At 38.8% G+C, this 17776-nt stretch carries 19 protein-coding genes and 1 pseudogene; 6 read left to right on the top strand and 14 right to left on the bottom strand.

Going from position 1 to position 17776, the window contains the following annotated elements:
• Positions 1-37: 37 nt before the first annotated feature.
• From N774_RS0114420 to N774_RS17595, 3 genes are all read right to left on the bottom strand, one after another.
• Positions 38-1432, bottom strand: a complete 1395-nt coding sequence (locus N774_RS0114420) for an ATP-binding protein (RefSeq protein WP_024861908.1) — start codon at positions 1430-1432, stop codon at positions 38-40.
• 572 nt (positions 1433-2004) lie between these two features.
• Positions 2005-2106, bottom strand: a complete 102-nt coding sequence (locus N774_RS20165) for a hypothetical protein (RefSeq protein WP_431767940.1) — start codon at positions 2104-2106, stop codon at positions 2005-2007.
• Positions 2107-2316: 210 nt separating this feature from the next.
• A complete protein-coding gene (locus N774_RS17595) occupies positions 2317-2847 on the bottom strand; it encodes a hypothetical protein (RefSeq protein ID WP_196231562.1) in 531 nt (176 codons plus the stop codon).
• A gap of 296 nt (positions 2848-3143) precedes the next feature.
• On the opposite strand from N774_RS17595, the gene N774_RS0114405 reads away from it, so the two are divergent.
• Entirely contained in the window at positions 3144-3953 is an 810-nt protein-coding gene (locus N774_RS0114405; protein WP_024861906.1) for a hypothetical protein, read from the top strand.
• A gap of 114 nt (positions 3954-4067) precedes the next feature.
• On the opposite strand, the gene N774_RS0114400 is transcribed toward N774_RS0114405, so the two are convergent.
• Entirely contained in the window at positions 4068-4574 is a 507-nt protein-coding gene (locus tag N774_RS0114400) for a phosphoserine phosphatase (RefSeq protein WP_242836639.1), read from the bottom strand.
• A 675-nt stretch (positions 4575-5249) separates the two neighbouring features.
• Here N774_RS0114400 and N774_RS0114395 point away from each other — a divergent pair.
• The 4 genes from N774_RS0114395 to N774_RS0114375 all read left to right on the top strand — a co-directional run bounded on the left by N774_RS0114395 (position 5250) and on the right by N774_RS0114375 (position 10924).
• On the top strand, positions 5250-7559 hold the full coding sequence (locus N774_RS0114395; protein WP_024861904.1) for an SGNH/GDSL hydrolase family protein: 2310 nt from the start codon (positions 5250-5252) through the stop codon (positions 7557-7559).
• A gap of 270 nt (positions 7560-7829) precedes the next feature.
• The gene (locus N774_RS0114390; RefSeq protein ID WP_024861903.1) at positions 7830-8915 is read left to right on the top strand and encodes a dockerin type I domain-containing protein; all 1086 of its coding nucleotides are present in this window, start codon (positions 7830-7832) and stop codon (positions 8913-8915) included.
• An 87-nt stretch (positions 8916-9002) separates the two neighbouring features.
• The gene (locus N774_RS19275; RefSeq protein WP_155250411.1) at positions 9003-9365 is read left to right on the top strand and encodes a hypothetical protein; all 363 of its coding nucleotides are present in this window, start codon (positions 9003-9005) and stop codon (positions 9363-9365) included.
• A 314-nt stretch (positions 9366-9679) separates the two neighbouring features.
• A complete protein-coding gene (locus N774_RS0114375) occupies positions 9680-10924 on the top strand; it encodes an IS256 family transposase (protein WP_024861852.1) in 1245 nt (414 codons plus the stop codon).
• A 150-nt stretch (positions 10925-11074) separates the two neighbouring features.
• On the opposite strand, the gene N774_RS0114370 is transcribed toward N774_RS0114375, so the two are convergent.
• The 6 genes from N774_RS0114370 to N774_RS19270 form a co-directional block, all read right to left on the bottom strand.
• A complete protein-coding gene (locus N774_RS0114370) occupies positions 11075-11683 on the bottom strand; it encodes an ATP-binding cassette domain-containing protein (RefSeq protein WP_024861901.1) in 609 nt (202 codons plus the stop codon).
• Positions 11680-12651 carry a hypothetical protein gene (locus N774_RS0114365; protein WP_024861900.1) on the bottom strand — a complete coding sequence of 324 codons (972 nt, stop codon included), beginning with the start codon at positions 12649-12651 and terminating at the stop codon, positions 11680-11682. Before N774_RS0114365 ends, N774_RS0114370 begins: the two co-directional genes overlap by 4 nt.
• Entirely contained in the window at positions 12593-13483 is an 891-nt protein-coding gene (locus N774_RS0114360) for a hypothetical protein (protein WP_196231561.1), read from the bottom strand. The genes N774_RS0114365 and N774_RS0114360 overlap by 59 nt, the downstream gene beginning before the upstream one ends.
• A 241-nt stretch (positions 13484-13724) precedes the next feature.
• On the bottom strand, positions 13725-14189 hold the full coding sequence (locus N774_RS0114355; RefSeq protein ID WP_155250410.1) for a hypothetical protein: 465 nt from the start codon (positions 14187-14189) through the stop codon (positions 13725-13727).
• A 110-nt stretch (positions 14190-14299) separates the two neighbouring features.
• Complete coding sequence (locus N774_RS0114350; RefSeq protein WP_024861897.1) at positions 14300-14881, bottom strand: hypothetical protein; 582 nt, start codon at positions 14879-14881, stop codon at positions 14300-14302.
• A complete protein-coding gene (locus tag N774_RS19270) occupies positions 14874-15035 on the bottom strand; it encodes a hypothetical protein (RefSeq protein WP_155250409.1) in 162 nt (53 codons plus the stop codon). The genes N774_RS0114350 and N774_RS19270 overlap by 8 nt, the downstream gene beginning before the upstream one ends.
• Positions 15036-15141: 106 nt before the next feature.
• On the opposite strand from N774_RS19270, the gene N774_RS20010 reads away from it, so the two are divergent.
• Positions 15142-15276: a hypothetical protein gene (locus N774_RS20010; RefSeq protein ID WP_278245160.1), complete on the top strand. Its 135-nt coding sequence runs from the start codon at positions 15142-15144 to the stop codon at positions 15274-15276.
• Positions 15277-15478: 202 nt separating this feature from the next.
• Here N774_RS20010 and N774_RS19650 read toward each other — a convergent pair.
• From N774_RS19650 to N774_RS0114320, 4 genes and pseudogenes are all read right to left on the bottom strand, one after another.
• Positions 15479-15643: pseudogene (locus tag N774_RS19650) on the bottom strand (type IIL restriction-modification enzyme MmeI); the annotation flags it as partial.
• Between the two features lie 176 nt (positions 15644-15819).
• Positions 15820-16014, bottom strand: coding sequence for a mobility-associated LCxxNW protein (locus N774_RS0114330; protein WP_037280326.1), 195 nt, complete (start codon positions 16012-16014; stop codon positions 15820-15822).
• Positions 16014-16781 (bottom strand): ATP-binding protein, encoded by a 768-nt coding sequence (locus N774_RS0114325; protein WP_024861894.1) that lies wholly within the window; start codon positions 16779-16781, stop codon positions 16014-16016. The genes N774_RS0114330 and N774_RS0114325 overlap by 1 nt, the downstream gene beginning before the upstream one ends.
• The gene (locus N774_RS0114320; RefSeq protein ID WP_051463404.1) at positions 16778-17653 is read right to left on the bottom strand and encodes a Mu transposase domain-containing protein; all 876 of its coding nucleotides are present in this window, start codon (positions 17651-17653) and stop codon (positions 16778-16780) included. Before N774_RS0114320 ends, N774_RS0114325 begins: the two co-directional genes overlap by 4 nt.
• Positions 17654-17776 lie beyond the last annotated feature (123 nt).

Raw genomic sequence — 17776 nt, 5'->3', positions numbered from 1 at the left:
TATACTTCACAGGTACTTCGTCGGTACCTCATTAGCGTTAATACAGCTCGTCCAAAGTGAGAAGTCGAACTTCTCCACGCTTTTCGCACTCCAGAAGCTCCTTAGTGAAACCGCCGAGTGAGAAAATATAGTAATGGTATTTGCTGCCTTTACCGAATACAGAGGCATAGTGCTTAATGAGTTCCAGCTCGTCAACGCCGATCTTTTCATTGCGATATTTGCAGGAACCAATGATATATTCATTATTATCAGCTGATTTGCCGACTATATCTATCTGCACTTCTTTACGAGCAGTTTTATCCGAGCCCCACCACTGACCAATATCTGATAATGTTATCGGCAGGTCATCGGCATAATAAAGCAAGTATTCCTTGCATATCTCCTCAAAGGTAAGTCCCATATGCTCATGCAAATGTTCCTTTACCGCTTTATCATATACCTTTATAATTCTGCCTGATGTGATAGCAGTCATATTCCGAGGTATAAAACGATACCAGAATCTGAAAAATTGGTCTTTGATCGCATAAATCGTTTTTCTTCCTGGCTTTTCAGTAAGAGGTGTTCCTTTCTGAAGTATGCCAAGATCAAGTAATACCTGAATATACTTAGCGCATTTACTGCTTTCGATACCTACTTTTGTAGATATATCGTTTGAACGTGAAGCTCCGCCTGCTATTGCGGTAATAATTGAATTATACAAGGCAGGCTCACGGAGTTCCTGTTTCAGCAGGTTCTCAGGCTCTTCAAACAGATATGCAGAAGTGTCGAATAAGTTCTCAATTAAAGCAGTATCAATATCATTCTTGACCGCAAGTTTGTTGATATAGTGAGGGATACCACCTGTTATACCGTATACGAGTGAAAGCTGTTCAGGTTTAAGCTTTGGAAGAAAAGCTGCGATCTCACGGTATTTAAGTGCTTCTATTTTGAACTGAGCTGTTCTTCTGCCATATAGCGGGCTTTCATATCCAAGCACCTGATACTCCATGAAGCTCATGGAAGAGCCGCAGAGGATAAGGAATAGCTGACTGTTCTGCCAAACATGGTCGATGATATGCTGAAGTCGTGAAGATATGGACTTCTCAGCTTTGGCAAGATATGGATATTCGTCTATTACGAATATGAGACGGTTTTGTTTTGAAAGTTCGGTTATCTCCTGAAAAGCTGCGTCATAGCTGGGATATATCGGAGCGTCACCGCCGGCAAGATCAGGATTCTTATATTCATATATAGCTCTTGACAGATTTTCAAGGTTTTCCTGAGAAGTAGCATTAAGGGCTGAAAAGAATATAACCGGCTTGTTTTTGCAGAATTCTTTTATCAATGCGGTCTTTCCAACTCGTCTTCTACCGTAGATAACAACGCATTCAAACTTGTTGTCATCATAGCGGTTATTCAGTTTACCAAGTTCATTTTCACGACAATAAAACATAAGAGCCTCCAATTAAGTGAATTATGAGTTAGTAACTTACGAGTATATTATATATCATTCACGCTAAAATGTCAAGTATTATCTGAGGACATATTCCAATACAAGGTCTAACGATGCGTTTTCCGCCATTCAGCAGCTTCCTCTTTTGAGAAAACGCCGTCATTCGAATAATATTCAGTCATATCCTCAAGTCGTATGCAGCCTAGCTGACCGCCGGAATTAGGGAAACCGCAGCCGCAGTCTATATCAAGCATCCTCTTACCGTGAAATATATGCATCGTTTTATGAAACTGCAGTGTCGGAGTATGACCGAATATGACGTTTTTTCTCGCAGGCATCTGGGAAAATGGCGTCAAACGGTGCCATACCATAAACTCTTTCAGGTGATAGAGCCTCATATTTTCGGTTTCATAAAGCTCCTGTGGCGCAGCATGTACCAATATGAATTTTCGCCTATTAACAGTTATCTCCAATTGTAAAGGAAGTGTCTCCAGATAGCAAAGCAGCTCTTCCTGCTCCTTTTCTGTAAGTTTGAAAAACTTATCAAAAGTTATTAGGCTTCTGTTATTCCTCTACACATATTTATAGTGCATGTTTTCGGGATACCGCAGGGCATTCACCATCATATACTCATGATTTCCCAGCAGCAATGTACAATTTTCCATTGCACGTATCTGCTGCAGCAGTTCAATGCCATAATCTCCGCGATCTTTAACATCTCCGAGGAGAGTTGCTTGGACTTCCGTGGAAAAATGTCCACTTCGATTTCAACGGAACAAGCTACATCAAAATTGATCAGACTATCTCACGTATCAGAAACCCTGATAAAAGTAGTCCTCAAAAAACGCTCCTTATATTCAGCACTCCCAAGACAAGCTATTCTGTCAGGACGATACCTCTGCTGCCTGAGATAGCTCAAAAGCTTTATGCTCAGGAAAATTCTGTATTGCTATACCCATTGCAAGTGCAAAGGCAGTTCCTGCGGTTATGTCTGCCGAGCCCGAAAGATAGCCTGCATATATAGCTCCCACAGCCATTCCCTCAGGAATATTGTGAAGCGTTACTGCAAGTACAAGCATCGCTGTTTTTGAAAGCTTGCCTGAGCTTATGTCGGCTTTGGCAGCATTGTTGTTTAATCGCGGAATGATATGGTCAAGCAGCATAAGGAACAATATTCCGCCCCAGAATCCTGCCACAACAGGAATGAACGACAATCTCCCCATTTGCTCTGATTGTTCTATGGCCGGAATAATGAGGCTCCATACTGATGCCGCCACCATTACACCGCCTGCAAAGCCAAGAAGGGCTCGCTGTACTCCCCTTCCCAGCTCATGCTTCGTAAAAAACACACAGGCAGCACCTAATGCTGTACCAATAAACGGGACAAGTATCCCTATAACTGCATTTCTTATCATGTATATGTTTCCTTTCCCACCAATTGCAGTAAAACCGGCTGTAAAACAACCACCTGTTTCATAGTATTGCATTGATATGAAAAAGGTTCATGGACATAATATCGCAGCTGCGCTGTTGTCTGCTCTGCTCTGACTTTTTTGCACACTAAGCCGTCGTAAACGGCGGATCATGAGATTTTCAGAAATTATTTTTTTAAATTCAGAAATTTATGTCACATTTCATTTTTTCGCTCCGATTAGTATTTATGAACGTTCAATTTAGTTTTGAAACCTATACATATAAAGGAGTAACAATTATGAAAAAGTCAATTATTATCACACTTGCAGTCACACTTTGCGCACTCACATCATGCGGAAAGGACAATGTCTCTTTCCCCGAAGCTGCTACTTCACCAGCCGATAAACCAAACGCAGTAGCTATTTCTGCAGAAATAACAACAGAACTCACCTCTGCTAAACCGTCAGAAACTACTGTCACAAGTGTAACAAATGATACCACTATTGTCTCTGCTGAGACAAATAACAAAGAAGCTCAGGTAACAGACACAAATACTGCTCAGCTTGAAAACGAAACTGCTGAGAATAATGCATTTTCCGCAGGAATATCCAACGGAAACGTCTATACCTCAGAATTTGCAGGCATAAAGATTACTATACCCGAAAATGTTCATTTCCTGAACAGTGACGATCTTAATACTCACTATATCATGCCCACAAGATTCATGAGCGAAGCAGAAAAAGAGACCTACTTCACAGGCACACTGGACGCTTCTGCCTGCTATGGCGAGGATATGGAAAATGTAAAGTATGTCGATGTATGGTTCTTTAACACAAAACTCAGATACCCAGATGCCCCCGATATTACCGCAGCAGAATTCATGCAGCGCAATGAGCTGAGCTTCTCGCCTGATATTGAGGCAACTGATATAAGTGCTCCCGAAACTGTTGAACTCTGCGGCAAGAGCTACATCAAAGCAAGCTACACCGTTTTTGATCAGAATCACATAAACTATGTCAGAAGAATTAATGATGATTACATAATGTCGATCAGAGTATCAGGCTTTACCCCTGAAGATTTTGAAAGCAGACTTGAAGCTGCAAACTGATAACTTCAGTTTTTTACAACACTCCAAATAACTGCAATAAATACTGTAAAAGCAAATAAAACAAGCTCACATAAAATATGAAGGCGGCTCTAAAGCCGCCTTCATTCTATTTCACTAAATTATTTTATTCTGGTGAGCCTGCCTTTTTTTTACTATAAATACCCTGTCGGAAATTTCCATAAGTGCCTTGTCATTATAGGAATCGGTGTAGAAGCATTCTATTCGGTTATCCCCATATAATGCCTTATACCCTTTGACCTTGTTTTCACCGAAATTGAGATATCTGACCTTCATTTTTTCAGAGTCTATCCTGCTGCTGATAATATGGTCAGTGTTGATAATACCGCGTATCCCGTTTATCAGAAAATCAGGTCCGGCAGTAATAATAACATCATCATGACTGATTTTTGCAAGCATTTTTCTGTCCAGCTTATGACTGTTTTTCTCCCAGAATCCCTCTACTGCATCATATATCTCATTTTTATCACGAAGGACATTTCTCATAAAGTCATTGATAGCGCGGACCATTTTCTCTTTCCTGACAATGCAAAGCTTGTACTTTATGAGATTTATGAATATCTTAGGCAGATACAATATGATCCTCCTGTTATTTTTTATCATAAACAAAGCAAGGTCTACCGCACTCTCTCCGTGATATAGTGTGTTATCAAAATCAAATACCTTCAAGTTTACCTCCACGTGTGGATAAAGAATTTGCGCTCCAGCGAACGAAGTTCTGAGCAATGGCCGCCATAAGGCGATTAGAACAAATATATTATAGCACACATATTCCTATTTGCCAATATGTTTTTTAATTCAGCCTGTCAGATTATGTTGATCAAATACATTATCTTCTTAATTGATATTATCCACCCAATGTGTATTAATTAAATTAAGTGCACTGATAGCCAGTCTTTTTTCAGAAGCTACGAGCAGTTAAGAAATAAATATAACTATACCCAATCTGACCCGAAAATGATATTGTTAGCACGATTTGAATATGGATTTTTTGTTACGAATCCAGCTCGTGCAGTAACAATTTTGATATATTTTTGCATATAACATCAATATATTACCTTTTTATCACCAATTATTGCTGTTTGTTGACCAAAATTTGCTCTTTTGTTCACAAACTCTTTACAATTCGCGGTTGATTAGTGTATATTGTTGTCAAAGGCGATTCACAATTATGTTATATTTTGTATAATAAAATTATGCATTCTGCCTTGATAGAAACAAAAGGCGGGGAAACAAAAAGCACACATTCATTTAATTAATTTTATTTGGGAGGTACTTATGAAAAAGCACTTTATTGTCGGGGAAACAATAAAACGTTTTCTCAGAATCGGCACATCTCTTGCACTTTCGATTTCTACACTAAGCCTGCTTCCCTCTGCACCGAGGCAGAGTTCAGCAGCCGACACCATCAAGATCATGCCTCTGGGCGATTCTATCACATACGGTATGGCTGACGAGGGCGGCTACAGAAAGTATCTCAGCTACTTTCTGCAGCAAAAGGGCTACACAAATGTTGATCTCGTAGGACCTGAGGGAAAGGACAGCGCTTCCTTCAATTACAACGGTCAGAGTGTCAAGTACGACGACAATCACGCAGGATACAGCGGCTATACCATAACCAACCTGCCGGGCGGCTGGTTCGGTCAGCTCAACGGTATCCTTGAGACAATGCAGGGCGGAGATTATATAAAAAAGTACTCTCCCGATATAATACTTCTTCAGATAGGTACAAACGATGTTTCAAACGGTCATCTTGACGGCTCAGAGGAACGTCTGCACAAGCTTCTTGACTATCTGAGAGAAAATATGCCATCAAACGGAAAGGTTTTCCTTACTACTATCCCAGACCTGGGCAATTCAGGCTGGGGCGGCAATTCAAACGGCGATATTGCAAAATACAATGAGCTCATAAAAAAGGTTGCAAATGACTACAGCAGCAAAAACGTTATTTACGCCGATATCCACAGCGTAATAGATGCTTCAAAGGACCTTGCGGACGGAGTTCACCCCAACGCAGGCGGCTATGAGAAGATGGGAAAATACTGGCTCGAACAGATCGAGGGCTATTTAAAAGCCTCTGATGATCAGCAGCAGACACAGCCAACTCAGCCTGCAACACAGGGTAACAGCAGTCCAGAGTTTATTTACGGAGACCTCGACGGCGATAAGATGATATCTTCCTTTGATGAAGTTATCATGCGAAAGGGACTCATAAACGGCTTCCAGGATAATAACATAAAGAAAGCCGCTGACATAGATCAGAATGGCAAGGCAGAGGTAGCAGACCTTGTTCAGCTCCGGAGCTTTATAATCGGTAAGATAAAAGAGTTCACCGTGGCCGAAAAAACTGTCACAGAAAAGCCTGTTTTTGAAAAGAGCTACAACTTCCCTGCTGTAAATCAGCTGAAGAGCTCAAAGGATATTCCCGATCCTTTCATATTTATGGACGGTTCAAAGGTAGAATCCACCGACGACTGGTGGAAGCGTCAGAGCGAGATCAGCTGTATGTATGAGTATTATATGTACGGCAAATGGATAGACGGCTCCGATGATGAAACTACCTACAGCATTAGCGGCAACAGCATGACTGTCAATGTAAAGCGCAAGAGCACAGGCAAGACAGCTTCATTCAAGGCAGTTATAAATCTTCCTAAGAATGTCCGCCATGAGGGCGGAGCTCCTGTTATCCTTGGTATGCACAAGGGTATTTCTGAAAGCACCGCTACTTCAAACGGCTATGCTGTTATAACCTACGACAGTGACGGAATGTTCAGCGCTCCGGGAACTGCACAGGATAACAACCAGCACAAGGGTGCTTTCTATGATCTCTATCCTTACGGTAACAGCTGGGATCAGCAGACAGGCGATCTTATGGCATGGTCATGGGGAATCAGCAGAATACTCGACGCTCTTTACAATGGAGCAGCAAAGGAGCTGAACATCAATCCTGACAGCTCTATCGTTACAGGAGTTTCAAGATACGGCAAGGCAGCTTCTGTATGCGGAGCATTCGATACACGTATCAAGATGTGTGCTCCCTCATGCTCGGGTGCAGGCGGTCTGGCACTGTATCGCTACAGCTCAGTGGGAAAGACCTATGACTTCTCCAGCAAGGGCGGTTCTTCATCTTATACATATAAGGAAAACGAGCCTCTCGGAAGCCTACAGGCTTCGGGCGAGCAGGGTTGGTTCAACGGAAGATTCATGGAGTTCAAAAACGCCGAGCAGTTCCCGATGGATCAGCATATGCTGGGCTCTCTCTGCTGTGATCCTGACAGGTATCTGTTTATAATCGGCTCATGCGAAAGCGAGGACTGGGTAAATGCTCCGTCAGTATGGATGGCTTACCTCGGTATGAAGCACGTGTGGGATTATGTTGGGCTCAGCGATCATCTTGCTATAAATATCCATAAATCAGGTCACGCAGTCATAGCAGAAGACGTCGAGAAAATGGTACAGTATTTCGACTATCATGTATACGGAATACAGCCGAAAATGAACCTTGAAGAGCTTCAGACCTCTGTATTTGCTCTTCCAAAGAATAAAGACTCATTTGCAGATACATTTGCTTCAAAGTGGCTTTACTGATCCATACACATCAATAGCTGATGTTATAATTCTTTTCCGATGTTGATCTGTGCAGTGCATCTGCACATAGCACTGCACAGATTGATATAATTTCTAAAATAAATTGTAAGGGACAAATCAGAACAGAAAAAACGTATTTTAGCATTACAACAAGGCAGTCCGTTGGATTGCCTTATTCTATGCATATATTCTTCCAAGAAAGGTATTGACACATTGCAGAAATTATGATAATCTGTTATTACTGAATTGCTGTGTAACAGGAGGTCAATTATGAAAAATAGACTTTTGACTCGCATTATATCATTAATAACAAGTCTTGCACTGGTCTTATCGCTTTATTATTGCTTTCCCGACAGCATCATAAAAGCAAATTCAACAGATCTCACCGAAGCAGAAAGTGTCGCTGATACGTCTGATACGATATCAGATAATCCCTTTGACAAACAGGACGACATGGAAGTCCCCTACGACAGAACTCGCTGGGTACAGCCGAAGGATTGGAATACTCCGAAGATAAATCCCAGGGATTATGATGGCGGCATTATGCTCTATTTCGATAAGATAGGACTCGACCCCGAATATGCAAAGGGCAAGGTCCAGCGAGTTTATTTCAGTATTACAGGCGCAACGGAACCGGTCAGCTACATCAAGTTCCACGTTTTTTATGACACTCGTCTGACTGTCAAAGAAAACTCAGCAGGTAAGTTCATAACACCAGGCAAAGGATTAAACGGCTTCACTACAGGCTCGGCAAAGATCGAAGACGGACAGCTGGCATTCTATGCATATGCCGAGGATACTCTGCTGAATCACAGCTGTTTATTCACCATTGATTTTATAGTTCCCGAAAATGCTGAGCAGGGTGAAGTCTATCCCATAGGCTTGGCGTATACAGACGACGGCATAGTAGCTGATACCTTTATAAACAGTCATAAGGACGAGGCAGGAAAACTTCAGATGACCTATGTATTCACTAAGGGTATATACAACGGCTACATCAGAATACTCGGCGAGAAAAAAACTACGACAACAACGACAACCACTACAACTACTGTCACAACAAAGGCTAACCCTGATGAAACTACTGAGTATAAGCTTGGCGACGTAAACGATGACGGTATGGTAAATGCTGTTGACGCTTCTGAGGTCCTGACATACTACGCCATGACCTCCACCAATAAGAACGGCGACCTCGATGCGAATCAGAAGCTTGCCGCAGACGTTGACCGCAACGGCAGTATCAATGCTGTGGACGCTTCAAATATTCTGTCCTATTATGCCTATACCTCAACTGAAAAGGAAGGAATAATATCTATGGAAGAATTTATGGAAAAACAGGCTCATAATTCTCCATAGGAACAGATGTAATATTGAGAAGACGCTCACACACTGGAGTCAATCCCAAATTCTGTGTAAACGGCAAATAGTGCAATAAAAGAGTATATGATGAGACCGATTGTTGACACAGTCGGTCTTATCTGCATATTAGCACATGATTATTTTAATATAAAAAACAACTCAATCACGGCTCAGAATACTGCAGAATTTGAAAAACACTGCTCTGAACTTAACAAGCAATATATGGAAAAGAAATCAGAATATGATAAACTCCTTGCTCAAAAGAATTCACGCCTCAACAAAATAAAGGAACTCAAACAATTCGTAAACGAACTTAGTAAATCAGATACCCCATTGACTGAATTCAATGATGACCTTTGGCGAAACATGATTGAAAAAGTTACAATATATCAGGATAAAAAAATGATGTTCCGCTTTTTAGACGGAACAGACATTGAAGTTAAATAAAATATTAGTTTTCATTGCAGGCCTCCATTACTTCAAAGTAATGGAGGCTTTTTTAGGTTGCATTATCAAATTCAATGACGGAGCTTTATGTCATGACACGTTATCTCCGTCCAGACTTACTTGAAGATTGTGGCTGTGCTCGCTTCGATGATTGGGCTGCTACATTCGGAATGATAAAGACACAAAACAAGAAAACAGCAACAGGAGAACTCAAATTAAAGACTTGTTTTGCAGGCTTTGAGTCTATCCTAAAATTTGTGTAAACCTCTGAAGTAGTGTATAATAGAAGAGACACTACTTCGGAGGTTTTAATTATGAGCAGAAGACGAAGAAATGAAACAGAAGAGCAGCGTGCAAGAAGAGAGCTGATAAGCGATTTTCTGTCGGCAGCGAATATCCAGAGCATGGATGATATTCAGGAACTGTTCAAGGAAGCACTTGCTGGATTTATGGAAGGGAGCCTTGAATCAGAGCTTGATTCTGAGCTCGGTTACGAGCCGTATGACGTTAAGAACAAGGAAACTGATAATAGCCGTAACGGTCACAGCAAGAAGACTCTTCGCACCAGTGTGGGCAAGGTGGATATCGAAGTGCCTCGTGACAGAAACGGCGAATTTGAACCAAAGATACTGCCTAAGAATCAGACAAGCATATCTCAGGATATGGAGAACAAGATAATTTCCATGTACGCCAAGGGTATGTCCACGTCCGATATCGAAGATCATATCCGTGATATTTACGGTCTGGAAATATCCGATACTACCGTCAGCCGTATCACAGATAAAGTGCTCCCTGTAGCCAAAGAATGGCAGCAGAGACCGCTTGAAAACGTATACGCAGTTGTATTTCTCGACGCTATACACTATCATGTCCGCAGCGAGGGACAGATCATCAAGAAGGCTGTATACATAGCCATAGGTGTTAATATGGACGGCAGGAAGGACGTTCTCGGTATGTGGGTAGGTGAAAATGAGAGCGCCAAGTTCTGGGCAGGCGTACTTAATAGCCTGCGTAACAGAGGCGTTGATGATATTCTTATCGCCTGCACCGATAACCTGACAGGCTTCTCTCAGGCCATAGAGGCTGTATTTCCGAAAACTGATATCCAGAACTGCATAATTCATCAGCTCAGAAATTCGAGCAAATATGTCTCTTACAAGGATATCAAGGCTCTTATGGCAGATCTGAAAAAGGTCTATACTGCAGTTGACGAGGAAGCTGCTCTGGATGCTCTTGATTCCTTTGCAGCTGCCTGGGACAGCAAATATCCAAAGATCTCAAAGTCCTGGTATGAAAACTGGCCTAATCTCAGTACATATTTCAAGTTCCCTCAGGAACTCAGAAAGCTGATCTATACGACCAACACCATAGAAGGGTTCAACCGTCAGCTGAAGAAAGTGACTAAGGCCAAGTCCGTATTTCCGACAGATGACAGCCTTTTCAAGATGCTGTATCTGGCTATGAAGGACATCACAAAAAAATGGACAGGCCGCCGTCAGGACTGGAGCCAGATCTATGCTCAGCTTGTGATCTATTACGGCGACAGGATCCCGGAATAACACTTTTATCTTGACAATCAAATAATCATGTGCTAATATGCAGATAAGACCGAATGCTTTCACAATCGGTCTCATCATACACCATTCTATTGCACTATTTTGCGTTTACACAGAATTTGGGATTGACTCCAGGCTTTACCCAAAATCAAGTTACAATTCAATTTTGGTCATCGTTTCATCAATCAATAAAGGATCATGTGTCACCATTATAACAGTTTTTCCGTTTTTTACGAAAGATTTCAATATTTCTATCACATGTATTGCATTCTCACGGTCAAGAGAACCTGTTGGTTCATCAGCAAGAATAACATCACACTTTTTCATCATTAAACGAGCAAGTGCAACTCTTTGTTGCTCTCCGCCTGACAAAGAATAAACTTTTTGTTTTTCTTTTCCTGCCATCCCCACTTTTTTCAATGCTTCTTCCATTGAAATATCACTTCTGGCATTATTACGAACCATATTAAGATTCTTTTCAATACTCTTCCTTTCTACAAGAGCAAAATTTTGGAAAAGAAACCCTACTGTTTTTAAAAAGTAATCCTTCATTTTTTTTTGATTTGTAACGCAAAAATTTGAAACAACAATCTTCCCTTTGTCAACAGGCTCTATTCCACCTATCATATTTAACAAAGTAGTTTTTCCACAGCCAGACGCTCCTGTAATAACTACGAATTCATTATCCTTTACCTCAAGAGAAAAATCCTCAAAAATTATATGCCCTTCAATAGATTTATAAATATTTTCTATTTTTATCATAATGCACCACCCTTCAAGATATTTGAGATTTTTTTTCTTTCGATCTTAAATATAAACCAATAAATAATAATGCAATTAATAAAAAAAGTAATAAATGGACAAAGAAAAATAACATACTTCATATTTAAAATGACATTATTTATAATAATAGCAATTATCAGTTCAATTGCAAACACAATAGATGCACCTATAAAATGCTTTTTATTTTTTTGTATTATTGTATATCCAAGCGTTTTTTTAATAGCAAGTTCTACTGAATTCACCTTATAATCAAGTTCGAGAGCAGTTTTCAAAACAGATATATATAATATAAAAACAAGTATAGTCATAGCAATTGATGTTACAAAAAAATATACTTGAACATAAAAATCGTTTTTAAACTTATCAAATGCATTTGTAATTTTCAGTTCAAAAGGATACTCATCTGTTATTTTGGCTATAACATCCTTGTCTTTAATATCAAATATCATGCCAGTTTGTAAAAAAACATGATTAATATTAAGCTTATCAACATTTTTCTTTTTGAAGGTATCAGATGCAACCAAAATAATTGCATTGTCGTAAAACTTTATTTTCTTATTGTCCGAAGAAAAGCTCATTATAGCTTTTCCACTTTTATATTTTATAATCTGTAAATTTGAATCATCAGGCAAATATCCTTCATATGAATTGAAATAACCAAGCAATAATTCAGAAATGCTTTCTAACTCCTTTGTATCATAAGAATCTGGAAACATAATTGAAACATCATTTTTATCCACATCTATATTTTTAGCTTCTGGAATATTACTTTTTAAATAATCAATAGCACGATTATTACAATATATTGCATTAAGTTTTCCTTTGTAGTCGACTATTTGTGCTTCAAGATCATTTATGCATATTGTACTGAGCGAATTTTCATATTCTTTAAAAAAAATTTTTATATGAATCCAAAATATACTTATTAGCTTTATCGTTGCCAGCAAATATTTTATTCTCATAATATGGATCAACTACAAAATTAATAAAACAATAATTTTTGTGATCACGGAAAAATTCTATCGTCGGATAATATTGACTTATATTTGATGCTGTTAAGACAGAATAAAAAACTGTCAAAAAACATACAAATGCCGTTGCATTACCAAATACAAACATTATCTTCAAGATAAAAGAAGATAACTGATGTCCATATAACATTTCTTTTGGTTCAATATGCAATATATGAATATTTATAATCCATATAGCTATAATAAAAAACACAAAAATATAATATACTTTCCTGTTCCCTTTAGGAATCTGAGTGAATTTTGTCTGAAAAAATATACACATAAATATAATAAAAGAAAAAATGGCCGTATCTTTTAACGAACAAATCACATAATGATATATCGATGAATCACCATTCAAAACCCTGATTGCAATTTCTTTTTTTTCAAATGAGGCATCTATATAACAATATATTAACATAATAATGCAAGCGACTAAAAATATTATGTAAATAATAATATCCTCTATACCAACAGAATCAGGCATATATATAATAGAGATATCATATTCATCTTGAGCATCTTTTATAAAACTTCTGCAGTTCTCATCCTTTCCTATAACAAATCCTTCATGCACACGCAATTTCAATTTTGAATTAAGATCAATCGTTTTTAATACACTGCTTTTTAAATATATTTTATTGCCAAGTATATCGCGAAGTATCCCCTTATTGAGTCCAAGATGTTCTTTCAATATTTTTTCTTTATTATCAACATTCATATAAAAAGTATACTTTGTTTTATTTACAGAAAGAGAATCCATGTCCATAAAATAAATCAATACATTATGTTCATCTGCAAGCTTACCTAATTTTGTAAAATTAACGTTTTTCTGAATTTTCCAACATGAACCTATTTTGGCCATGAAGTCTGTTTGGAAAATTACCAATGCTTATTATAACAAGAAAAATAGTAGATATGCCAAAAAGAATAAATGCCGTTATATATTTTGATACTTTCATTTTACAATCTCCAAAAAAGGGGGTATCATATGATACCCCCTTTTATTATTACCAATAAATATTTCCCCAGAATTTAACAGGGCAACCATTACCTATTTCCATATAATCTGTACGTGCATTTCTTACCCAGTTTGTCGCATATCTTGTTTCACTATAATATGTCGATCCATATGTATCATTTACAAAGCCATCCATATAAAAACCGGTATATCCGTTATAAGTACCAGTCCACTCTTGTGCACTTTCATCGCCCCACATTTCCGGATTATAGCAACAAATAAGCTGTGCAACCTGTGTACCATTTTTGTAAAGTGGGTACTTAGCGTAACTTTCGCCCCAACCGCCATTGTTATAAAAATAATTATGAGCGTTTGAAAAAGTTTTATTTGCGTAATTACGATTATTATGATAGTTATCATTATAATCATAATATGCAGAAGTTGATGCTACAGAACTACCACATATAGTAAGTATAGTTGCAGAAATTAAAGAAATAATTTTTTTGTTCATCATTAAATCTCCTTGTAAATTTTTTTGAATATCTAATAAAACACCTGTGCACAAAATGTTTAATTACATTACAAATTCAGTAGTATGAATAATGCAGAATATTACTAATATTATTAAAAATCAAATTGTTCTTTCATAAGATCGATTATCTCTAATACTTCAGGAAGGGAATCATTATATAAAGCTATTTCTTTCTTGCTATAATTGTCCATGTTTTGTAATTTGCCATTAATATCCAATTCAAAATATGCGCTTTCAGCATATTTTTCATCGTTTGGCATAGGTTGTATATCACATATTATTTTTTGGGCTTTTCCAGACATAGAAATAGGCATAATGATTGAAAAAATAAATTTTGATCCTGAGATTGGAGTGGGAATTATTTCTTTCTCACCATCATCGTTTATAACAAAATTATTCTCATCAAAATTTATTCCCGAAGTATATGAACAAACACAATGAAAATTACCATACCATGGAACAGAGAAAGTAAATTGTCTGTATTTTTCATCATCAGGAGTGCTATAATATGTATGCCTTGATTTACTGTCTTTATCAATCTTCAATCCTACAACATCTGTGGGAATATGTGGCTTCCATACAATATGATAGCAGAAAAGCCATACGCTTGAAAACAGCAAAAAAAACGCAGTTATAATCGAAAGTAGTATAATAAATATTTTTTTCTTATTCATCGTATTCTCCAAGCAACTGCTCATTAATTGTTATGTTTATATTATACCATTCAAAAATTGCTATGTCAATTATTTGCATTATTCGCCTAACATTTGCATTATTTGCTTTATTCCTTCCGCCTAATCCGTCACTTAAAGTATTTTCTGCTACCATACACATGGGCGAAATTAAAAACGGTACCCCTAATATTCATCTCGACTTTCTTACTGTGACTAAGAGTAGCCGCAGTCTGACTGTAAAGGTCAGTATGGACGGAGCTATGAAAAAGCTCGAATATGAACGTAAAGCAAAGGTTAAAGACAGAGAAAATGATAGTTATAAGGGAACGCCTTACCGGAAATGGTTATCACAGCAGCGTGAACGTGTAGAATCCTTGCTAATGTTGCTGCAATAAGATGTTTTGTGATTATTCTCATAATAATATCCTACTGAATATATAATATTTTTTATATCATCCATCATGCTGATTGTCAATATAATTGTGCAATTCAGTTTTACTTTTTACTAATTGAAGCAACAAATTACAACTATTTTTCTATGCTACAACGAAGTGAACATTATAAAAAGAGCCTACCACAAAGGTAAGCTCTATAATATTATTTCGTAAGCTTCTGATACATCTTCATTAATGCAGCGACAATCTCATTTTCGGGCATATCTTTATCGAAGCCGTAAGCTTCCATTACTGCCTTATCATTAGCCTTGTGAGCTTTGCGTAATTCAATAGGCATAGTCAGCTCATCGTAGAGGTCAGCAAGTGAACTAACTAACTGCTCAATATCAGGACTGTATATGCCGACACCAAAACCGCAGCTGCACGGACTTAGAACCGCACTTTAACGGTTACAAAACCGCACTCTGCCGTTGACTGCCCACGGACAATGCCCAACAGAAAAGGAGCCCGCCTGAAATCAGACAGGCTCACTGTTAGATCTGATTAGATTTCCGGATATTCAATGTCATTTTTAACAAGAATATCTTTGAGTTTATCGATGTAAACCTGCAGACGCTGTATCTCTATCCAGTTTCCATGACATAGATTATCCGCTTCTTCCAGTTCATGACGGGTAAGCTTGTAATCCTCCCATTTCAGGCACTTATGATCCTGGCTGAAAGCACAAAAATCATCCATCACGGCTCAGCTCCTTCCGGAAGTCCATGGCGTTTTCTCATGGAGACTTCACCATCGATCATAATATCATAAGCGTTGTTGACTATTCTGTCAATTATCGCATCTGAAATTGGACTGTCATTCTCAGGATCAGAATTAATACGGTCATACCATCCTTCGGAGTGGTACTGTGTACAGAAGATCATCGATTTTTCAATTCTCGCTTCAATGATCTCCAATAGATTGAAAGCGTCATTCGGTGTCAGCTTGCGTATCAGCCATTCGTCAAGGATAAGCAGATCAACTTTCTTGTATGCCTTGATGACTTTTCTAAACTCATTGTTCGCTCTTGCAATCGTAAGCTCATCAAGAAGATCGGGCAGCCTTATGTAGCGCACAGTTTTGAACTTGCGACAGGCGGCATTTCCAAGAGCACAGGCGATGTATGTCTTGCCGTTTCCTGATGCACCTTTCAGAATGATATGTCTGCCTTCGTCAACATAGTTGCAGGTTGAAAGACGTAGCATTCTGCCCTTGTCAAGGTGCCTGTCTTCGATATACTCAATACCTTCAATAGTTGCATTTGCGTCTGAGAAATGAGCATTCCTGATGTATCGGATCAGCTTGTTGTTCTGTCTGCGATTCCATTCTGCGTCAACCAGAAGCGTTAATCTGTCTTCAAATCCAAGCTGTTTGTAGTTTTCAGCATCTTCGGTCTGACGCTCTAACTCAGATGCCAGGGCGTTCATTTTCATTGCTCTCAAACGTTCTATCGTGCTGTTGATCATTTGCTCTCACCGCCCTTCTTCCAATAGGCGGCGCCTCTGGTAATACCGTATTTATTACTGTCATCACTTGCCACAGCAGGCTTGTTCGGCTCGCTGCTGTTTTTCAGTAGTGTGGTTATTGTGCGTATTGAGGGTGTAGATGAGAATGTCAGCATACGTTCACATGCATCTTCAAGCTTTTTCTTTCCGTAGCGCTTACTGAGCTTTGTGAGACTCACACAAGCTTTGTAGCCCTGTTCGGGAACACCACCGGAAATCAGGAAATACTTTACGACTTTCTCTGTTGATCCACCAACATTTTCTGCCCACCTCCTGAACTCATCAGAATTGTAATTCAGATACTCTCGATGGTTATCAGGCATATGCTCGGGTTTAACAATGGGCTGAATGCTGTAGTTTTCAAGGCGCTTATGCGACGTAATACGGCTGCCCTTGAAGTATATTTCAACAAGCTCCTTTGTCAGCCTTATTTGCACCTGTTCACCGATGAGGTCAAATGGTACAGAATACTTGTTGAGACCGTCGCTTATGAGATAATCGTTTCCGACAGTCTGCTGTTTCCACACAGACGGCTCATATGGACACTTGGGCAGTGGCAGCATAAACTCCTTTTCTTCGGAAATATATGCTTCTCTGCGGCTGCCGGGGCGCTTCTGAAATGGCTTGGTGTTGATTACTTCAAGTCCTTCGGCAACAGCATCTCTTACCTCAGCAAATGAGAAGAACTTTCGCTCACGCAAAGCAGCAGTTATCCATGTTGTCGAAAAGTTCACAGAGCGTTCTACCAGTCCTTTATCCTGCGGCTTACGCACACGTGCCGGAACTATAGCTGTCCCATAATACTCAGCAAGCTCACGATAACTCTCGTTCAATTGAGTTGTCCAATGCGAAAAATCCATTACAGATTATAGGAAATCACTATATACTATTCAAGCATAAGTGCCAGGAAACAGGTAAGAAAATGAGCTTTGATATTGGTGTTTAGCGAGAAAATG

The sequence above is a fragment of the Ruminococcus flavefaciens AE3010 genome, from assembly GCF_000526795.1.
GTDB lineage: Bacteria > Bacillota > Clostridia > Oscillospirales > Ruminococcaceae > Ruminococcus > Ruminococcus flavefaciens_D.
Note: the sequence above shows the minus strand (reverse complement) of the source record. Positions and strands in the feature narration are given on the sequence as shown.

Coding starts and splice junctions, on each gene's coding strand:
- N774_RS0114420 (WP_024861908.1), bottom strand. CDS start 1,432: ATGTTTTATTGTCGTGAAAATGAACTTGGTAAACTGAATAACCGCTAT.
- N774_RS17595 (WP_196231562.1), bottom strand. CDS start 2,847: ATGATAAGAAATGCAGTTATAGGGATACTTGTCCCGTTTATTGGTACA.
- N774_RS0114405 (WP_024861906.1), top strand. CDS start 3,144: ATGAAAAAGTCAATTATTATCACACTTGCAGTCACACTTTGCGCACTC.
- N774_RS0114400 (WP_242836639.1), bottom strand. CDS start 4,574: ATGATAAAAAATAACAGGAGGATCATATTGTATCTGCCTAAGATATTC.
- N774_RS0114395 (WP_024861904.1), top strand. CDS start 5,250: ATGAAAAAGCACTTTATTGTCGGGGAAACAATAAAACGTTTTCTCAGA.
- N774_RS0114390 (WP_024861903.1), top strand. CDS start 7,830: ATGAAAAATAGACTTTTGACTCGCATTATATCATTAATAACAAGTCTT.
- N774_RS19275 (WP_155250411.1), top strand. CDS start 9,003: ATGATGAGACCGATTGTTGACACAGTCGGTCTTATCTGCATATTAGCA.
- N774_RS0114375 (WP_024861852.1), top strand. CDS start 9,680: ATGAGCAGAAGACGAAGAAATGAAACAGAAGAGCAGCGTGCAAGAAGA.
- N774_RS0114370 (WP_024861901.1), bottom strand. CDS start 11,683: ATGATAAAAATAGAAAATATTTATAAATCTATTGAAGGGCATATAATT.
- N774_RS0114360 (WP_196231561.1), bottom strand. CDS start 13,483: ATGGACATGGATTCTCTTTCTGTAAATAAAACAAAGTATACTTTTTAT.
- N774_RS0114355 (WP_155250410.1), bottom strand. CDS start 14,189: ATGATGAACAAAAAAATTATTTCTTTAATTTCTGCAACTATACTTACT.
- N774_RS0114350 (WP_024861897.1), bottom strand. CDS start 14,881: ATGAATAAGAAAAAAATATTTATTATACTACTTTCGATTATAACTGCG.
- N774_RS19270 (WP_155250409.1), bottom strand. CDS start 15,035: ATGGTAGCAGAAAATACTTTAAGTGACGGATTAGGCGGAAGGAATAAA.
- N774_RS20010 (WP_278245160.1), top strand. CDS start 15,142: ATGAAAAAGCTCGAATATGAACGTAAAGCAAAGGTTAAAGACAGAGAA.
- N774_RS0114330 (WP_037280326.1), bottom strand. CDS start 16,014: ATGGATGATTTTTGTGCTTTCAGCCAGGATCATAAGTGCCTGAAATGG.
- N774_RS0114325 (WP_024861894.1), bottom strand. CDS start 16,781: ATGATCAACAGCACGATAGAACGTTTGAGAGCAATGAAAATGAACGCC.